Annotated in this window: 5 protein-coding genes and 1 pseudogene; 3 read left to right on the forward strand and 3 right to left on the reverse strand. The window is 70.3% G+C overall.

Going from position 1 to position 6,895, the window contains the following annotated elements; all coding sequences use genetic code 11:
* Positions 1 to 94 precede the first annotated feature (94 nt).
* From ACWDSL_RS50720 to ACWDSL_RS50730, 3 genes and pseudogenes are all read left to right on the forward strand, one after another.
* Positions 95 to 517, forward strand: a pseudogene (locus ACWDSL_RS50720) (ABC transporter ATP-binding protein); the annotation flags it as partial.
* Entirely contained in the window at positions 514 to 1,419 is a 906-nt protein-coding gene (locus ACWDSL_RS50725; RefSeq protein ID WP_450496218.1) for an ABC transporter permease, read from the forward strand. The pseudogene ACWDSL_RS50720 and the gene ACWDSL_RS50725, both read left to right, overlap by 4 nt.
* 56 nt (positions 1,420 to 1,475) lie before the next feature.
* Entirely contained in the window at positions 1,476 to 2,633 is a 1,158-nt protein-coding gene (locus ACWDSL_RS50730) for an ABC transporter substrate-binding protein (protein ID WP_450496220.1), read from the forward strand.
* Between the two features lie 19 nt (positions 2,634 to 2,652).
* On the opposite strand, the gene ACWDSL_RS50735 is transcribed toward ACWDSL_RS50730, so the two are convergent.
* From ACWDSL_RS50735 to ACWDSL_RS50745, 3 genes are all read right to left on the reverse strand, one after another.
* Positions 2,653 to 3,144, reverse strand: coding sequence for a hypothetical protein (locus ACWDSL_RS50735; RefSeq protein WP_450496222.1), 492 nt, complete (start codon positions 3,142 to 3,144; stop codon positions 2,653 to 2,655).
* Positions 3,145 to 3,295: 151 nt separating this feature from the next.
* Positions 3,296 to 4,165 (reverse strand): SAM-dependent methyltransferase, encoded by an 870-nt coding sequence (locus tag ACWDSL_RS50740; RefSeq protein ID WP_450496224.1) that lies wholly within the window; start codon positions 4,163 to 4,165, stop codon positions 3,296 to 3,298.
* 160 nt (positions 4,166 to 4,325) lie between these two features.
* On the reverse strand, positions 4,326 to 6,653 hold the full coding sequence (locus ACWDSL_RS50745) for a glycosyl hydrolase family 95 catalytic domain-containing protein (RefSeq protein WP_450496226.1): 2,328 nt from the start codon (positions 6,651 to 6,653) through the stop codon (positions 4,326 to 4,328).
* Between the last annotated feature and the right edge of the window lie 242 nt (positions 6,654 to 6,895).

Here is a 6,895-nt window from a genome sequence, read left to right on the forward strand (position 1 = left end):
CGGACGGCGACGACGTCGCGTATCGCACACACTTCGACGGCAGCGAGCCGTTCCTGCGGGACCACCGGGTACGTGGCGCCCGTATCCTCCCCGCGCCTACCCGGCCGCGCTGTCCGGCGGTATGCGGCAGCGGGTCGCGATCGCCCGCGCGCTCGCCGTGGAGCCGGAGGTGCTGCTCATGGACGAACCGTTCGCCGCGCTCGACGCCCAGCTGCGCACCATCCTCCAGGACGAACTGCTCGCGGTCTGCCAGGCGACCCGCACCACCGCGCTGTTCGTCACCCACAGCCTGGAGGAGGCGATCGTGCTCGGGGACCGGGTGGTGGTGATGTCCGCCAGGCCGGGCCGGGTGATCGCCGAACGACGGCCGCCGTTCGAGCGCCCGCGCACCGGACAGCTGCGCCGCTCCCCGGAGTTCGCCGCGCTGCAGTCCGAGCTGTGGGAGCTGCTGCGCGGCGAGGTGCAGACGGGAGCCGGTGGCGCCGCGATGGCGCAGCCCGCGGGGAAGCGCTCATGAACGGCGAGACCGGGCTCGGCGCGGGCCGCGCCGCCCAGGCCGATGCGGCACCGGACGGGCCCGCCGAGACGGTGCTGGTCCGGCGCCCCGGGCCCCGGGAGCGCGATCCGGTCCGCGCCCATCGGAGCCGTCTCGCCCTCGAGATCTCCCTGGCCGTCGCCGTGCCCACGGCGCTGATCCTGCTGTGGCAGCTCGCCGCGTACCGGCACTGGATCGACCCCCGCGTCTACCCCGCCCCCTCCACGATCGCGGCCGACGGCTGGCAGCGCGCCGCCGACGGCAAGCTGTGGCCGGACGTGTGGGCCACGCTCCAGCGGGTGATGGCCGGCTATGCGGTCGGCACGGCCGCGGGCTATGTCGTCGGGCTGGTGATGGGCGCGGTGCGGATCGTCCGCGCGGCGCTTGAGCCCCTGCTCGACGCGCTGTACGTGGTGCCGAAGCTCGCGCTGCTGCCGGTGTTCCTCAATATGTTCGGCCTCGGCGAGGGTCCGCAGATCGCGCTCGTGGCCACCACCGTCTTCTTCTTCGTCTGGATCTCCACGATGGCGGCCGTGATGGGCGTCGCGGAGGGGTACCGGGAGGCCGGTCAGGTCTTCGGCGCGGGCCCCTGGCAGATGTTCCGCCATGTGCTGCTACCCGCCTCGCTGCCACAGGTCCTGGTGGGCATGCGGGTCGCGGCCGGGGTGGCGGTCCTGGTGATCGTCGCCTCCGAGCAGATCGCCGCGGACAACGGGCTCGGCCATCTCATTTTCGACTCGCGGGCGCTGTTCCAGAACGACGTGATGTTCGTCGGCATCGTCTGTGTGGCCGTGCTCGGCGTGGTCTTCTCCGAACTCGTACGCTTCGTCGGCCGCCGACTCACTCCCTGGGCCCCGCGGGACCGCGGCCGCCCCCAGTCCTGACACTCACTCCCGACCCCTGTTCAACTCGGCCTCACCGGAACCGGAAGGCAACACCCATGCCAGCACCCGGACCCTTCCTCACCCGCGCCCTGGCCACCGCCGTGACCCTGCTGGGCGTCCTCGGCTCCCTCACCGCCTGCGATGTGCAGACCTCCGACTCGGCGCACTCAGGCGCCGAGCGCAAGGCCCGTCCGATCGCGCCCGTCGCAGGCTGCACCAAGGGCTGGACCGACCCCTCCGACCTGTCCGAGGACCGCGCGCCGGCCCGCTGTGAGCCCGGCGCGCCCGCGCCCAAGCCGCTGAAGAAGAAGACGAAGGTCGTCGTCTCCGCCAGCACCCTGAACGCCGAGTACCTGGCGCCGCTGCAGATCGCCCTGGCCAAGGGCGAGTTCGCCAAGGAGAAGCTGGACGTCGAGGTGAAGCTGCTGCCCACCCCCGACGCGCTGCCGCTGCTGGCCAAGGGCGATATCGACGTCCAGTACGCGGCACCGGAGGCGGGCGTGCTCAATGGCATCCGGCAGGGGTTCGACATCCGCTGGGTCGCCGGGAACTTCTCGCCCGCGCCCGGCTCCAAGAGCGGGTTCTGGGCCAGGCTGCGGCCCGGGCAGACGGCCGGTGAGGTCGGCCTCAAGGACCGTACCGTCGGCACGCTCATCGGCAAGGGCTCGGTCATCATGTATCCGATGGAGAAGGTGCTGGCCAAGCACCAGGCCGACGTGGACAGCGTCCGCTTCCAGCAGCTGGGCCCGGCCGAAGTCCTCACCTCACTGAAGAACGGCGGTGTGGACGCGGCATGGCTGCTCGACCCGGTGTGGCGCGAGGTGGACGGCGACGCCGGCTACGCCTTCCTCGGCGGTCAGCCGCAGGGCGAACCGCTGGGCGGCCTTCTCTTCGGCCCCGATCTGCTGACGGGCGATCCGGACGCGGGGGTGGCGTTTCTGCGCGCCTACATCCGCACCGTGAACACCTACTTCGCCGGGGACTACAAGAAGGACAAGGCGTTTGTGAAGGAGCTCGGCGAAGCGCTCAAGGCCGAGCCGGACACGCTGGCCGCCGTGCCATCGCTGCGCATGGACTGGGAGATCCGCGACGGCACGGCGGACCGCCTGCAGAAGGCATACGCCGCGGCCGGTGTCACCGAAGGTGACCCGCTGTCCGAGGACCGGGTCGTGGACCGCACGTTCTACGCGGAGGCGGTCGGCCACAAGCCGTAAGTCATGAGGGCCGCTGAGGTCAGTCGAAGACGAACGGGCCCGGCGTCTGCTTGGCCAGCGCGTCGCAGGTGATCACGACGGCCCCGATCGACATGCGCAGCGAGCCGCCGCCCAGATAGGAGTCCAGACTGTCGCCGGGCGCCACTGTGCCGACGAGCGTGACCTGGATCGGGAAGCCCGCCGGGATGGCCGGGCTGGATGTGCTGGTGAACTTGGTCGTCCCCGGGCCGCCGTTCTTCTCGAGCAGCAGAGTGGCGGAGATGGTGTTCGCCGGGATCGCGACCGGGGCGGTCAGACCCGGGAAGAGGGGCGTGAGCGTGGCCCGGGTGCCGTTCTGGGTGGCGTGGAGGGTGAGATCGGCGGTGCCGTACACACCGCAGTCGTACGGGGCCGTGGCGGTGTCCGGCGACACCGCGGCGGCCGTGGGCGCCAGGGCCACGGCCCCCGCGAGCACCGCCGCGCAGGCGGCGGCGGTGGCCGTGGCGCGTAATCCGGGAGTGGTACGTCTCATCGCTCGTCCCGTCCGATCCATGTCCGCATCGCTGATGCCCGGTCAGAAGATGGGGCTCATTGACGCGCAGGGATCTTCAGAAGGCAAGCGCCGCGCCGCTCCCGGCGGCCGGGTGTGAGCGGCCCGTGTTCCGGCGGGTCGGGACGGTGGGTCAGGAGCCCGGCTTACGGGCGACTCCCACCCAGAAGGAGACCTCCTCGTCGGTGACATCGCCGGTGTCCGTCCCGGTGTCCGGGGCCGCGAGGTCGGGGTGCCAGCGGTGCGGCACCTCGATGCCCGGCTCGACCAGCTCAAGACCCGTGAAGAATCGTTCCACCTCGGCCTTGGACCGGATTTTCCCCTGGATGCCGCCACTGTGGTAGATCTGCACGGTCCGCTGGGTGGCCTCGGGGTCGAAGTCCGGCGTGATGTGGCTCAGCACCAGATACGAACCGGGGGCCAGCGGTTCGAGCAGGCGCTGCACGATCCCGTACGGGTCCCAATCGTCGGGGACGAAGTGCAGCAGCGCGCACAGGCTCAGGGCGACGGGCTGGGACAGATCCAGCACCTCGGTGAGTTCCGGGGCGTTCAGGATGGTGTCCGGATCGGCGACATTCGCGTCGACGTAGGCGGTGCGCCCCCGCGGGTCGCTGCCCAGCAGGGCCTGGGCGTGGGCGAGGACGATCGGGTCGTTGTCGGCGTAGACGATCCGGGCATCCGGGGTGATCGACTGGGCGACCTCATGGAGATTGGGGCTGGTCGGAATACCGGTGCCGATGTCGAGGAACTGGCGGATGCCGCGCTCGGCGGCCAGGTACCGGATCGCGCGGTGCATGAAGGCGCGGTTGGTGCGGGCGGCGATCATGACGCCCGGCCACATGGTGAGCACCTTGGCGGCGGCCTGGCGGTCGGCGACGTAGTTGTCCTTGCCGCCCAGGAAGTAGTCGTACATCCGGGCGCTGTGCGGCTTGCCCTGGTTGAGGGGGCTGCTGGGGGGCTCCGGTCCGCTTCCGGTCTGGGCTGCTACCCCTTGAGCGGTCACGTGTGATCTCCTCATTTCAGGGCTTTCCGGGCTGTTCGGCGCACGATCCTCGACCGCGGCGTGGTGGTACAAGATCGTAAGCCGCCCGCCCACCCCGCGTCTTCACGGGGTGGGCATAACTGTCCTGGCGAAGCCCCAAGTTGTCCACGCCCGCTACGGCTCAGTCGGGCAGCCCCCACGGTTTGGCGTCGCCCACGGCCGGCACATCGCGCGGATCCAGGTCGGGGTCGGTGCCGCGCGGCACGACGACCGCCGTTCCCTCCCGGCCCAGCGGGATCTCGATACGGCCGGGGGCCGTCTCCCGGTACCTCAGCCGCCGGCCGCGCTCGTCCCGTACGTCGACGGCGCCCTCGATGCCATGCGCCAGCACCAGCGGCGCGCCCGCCTCGCTGTGCACGCGCACCCACCGCGTCCGGCCGCCCGAGCGGTCCGCGTCCACCAGGAACGCGCCCTGGGTGCGAAGGGACTGGACGGAGGCGTCCGGCCAGCGCCGCGACAGGGAGGGGAAGACCCGTACGACGCCGCCGTGGCTCTGCACGGCCATGTCGAGGATCGACTGGGTCGCCGTCAGCGGGCTCTCCGTGGCCAGGTTCCCGCCCTCCACATACATGGTGTTGGGGGTCATCCAGGCGTTGTTGACGACCTTGCCGTCGGTGAAGAAGGTGAGGAAGTCCAGAGCCTCCTCGGGCCGCTCCATCCGGGAGGCCATCGAGGAGGCGACGCCGTAGCTGTAACCCGCCCACAGTGCGCGGTCCCTGACCCAGTGGTCGAAGGTCGTGCGCATGATGTCCCGGTCGCCCGCCCGGTCCCAGTCCAGCTCGCCCAGCGGATAGAGCCACAACATATGGGAGAAGTGGCGGTGGGACTCGGTCAGCGGCTTGTCCGCGCCGATCATGATCCCGGTCGCATCGCGCGGATAGTCGACCAGGCGCCGGAGGATTTCGCGCCAGCGCGGGGCGCGCGGATGGTCCGTACGGAGGATGCGCAGACAGTCGAGCAGGGTGGCGCAGCCCCAGCGCAGCAGCGACAGATCGTATGTGCAGTCCTCGGCGTCCGCCCACTCGGGCGACCGGGTCAGCGGCAGATGCAGTCTGCCGTCGCTGCCTTCGTGGAGGAAGTGGTCGTAGAAGTTCACCGCCTTGACGAGGATCGGGTAGAGGACGTCCCGCACGATCCGCACGTCCATGGTGTGGCGGTAGCTGAGCCAGACGTTGTGCATGGCCCAGATGAGATTGCCGTTGTTGTCGGTCTTGGTGGAGGTGCCGGGGATGCCGACGGTCTTCGCGCCGGGGCGCAGCATCCAGTCGGAGGGGTGGGCGAGGGCGTAGGTCTGGCCGTCCTGGTACTCCGGTGGCACCGAGAGCGGCAGATATTCCTCGAAGGCTTTGAAGGTGGAGGTGACCGAGTCGAGTTCGAGGTGGTTGGACCCCTGGATCAGCCAGGTGGCGATCTGGACGTTGAGGTTCCACCAGACCGCGGTCCAGCTGCCGCCGGTCTCCGGATACCACGGCCCCCACTCGGACATCGAGGGTCCGCCCGCCCGGGTGGCGCACGCGGCCTTGTAGAGCTGGATCCAGTAGAAGTCCTGGAGCCGTTTGTCGGGTACGGACAGCAGGCTGCGCCGGTAGAAGCGGTGCCACCAGCCGCGGTGCTCGCGCACCAGCTCGTCCGGGTCGGCGGCCAGAGTACGGGCCACTTCGGCGACCGCCAACTCGGTGGTGCCGTCCAAGCCCTCCGGGAAGCGGTAGACGATATGGGCGGCGAGCAGCCGGCCGGTGCCCACCCGCCGTTCGCGCCAGGCGGTGGCCCACCCACCGCCGGCGACCAGGGGCTGCTGGACGTAGTGGGTGGCGCCCGTGGATCCGGTGCGGGCGTCGGGGTTGCCCGTGTAGTCCGCTGGCTTGTCCTTCTGCCGGGGCGAGATGGCGGGCATCCAGGTGAACGACCAGGCCGCGGACTGCTCGCCCGCGCTCGGTCGGGTGGAGATCAGCAGCGCGGTACGGGAGTTGTGGACCAGCATGGAGAAGCGGACGCTGCCCCGCGTGGTGGTGACGGTGCCGCGCAGCTCGGCGTCCCAGAGGTCGAGGGTCCAGTCGATATCGGTCACCTCGCCGGCGAGCGTGAGGTCGAAGTGGCCGATGGGCAGCCGTGAGAAGCCGTACGGGGCGCGCCACTGCGGCCGTTGGTCCTGCACCTGGCTGTGGCTGACCATGACTTTCACGGAGTTGGCCGTGGCGCCCCGGTAGATCTGCACACCGAGCAGCCCGTTGCCGAGGAAGGGCCCGTCCTTCCAGTCGCCGGGCAGCCGCCGCCACCGCATGGCGGCGGCTCTCACCAGCCGCTCATGTGTGTTTTCCGCCCGGGCCGAGGATCCTTGGGGCGCGGCCCATGCGGTGCCGGATCCGGTCAGCCAGCCTCCGGTGCCGACGGCGGCGGCCGTGCCGATCACACCTCGCCGAGAGATTCCGTTCCCCGTCCCTGAGGTCACGTACATGCCTCCCATACCTGGTTGTGAACTACCGGGCATAGTGCAGGCTCGCTCGGCGATAAGGAAGACCTCCGACCTATTGCCATTCAGAGAGGTGATGAAGTTGCAGGTGAGGGGATACGGTAACGATGGGCTGCCCAAAGGTCCGATCAGACAGCCCTGTTGGAGGGGTGGGCCGCGCTGCCCGCGCTGCTCGAGCGTGTGTCGGGCAGTGGGCTCACGGTCTCGTACGACACCACCGG

The sequence above is a fragment of the Streptomyces sp. NPDC000941 genome, from assembly GCF_053599555.1.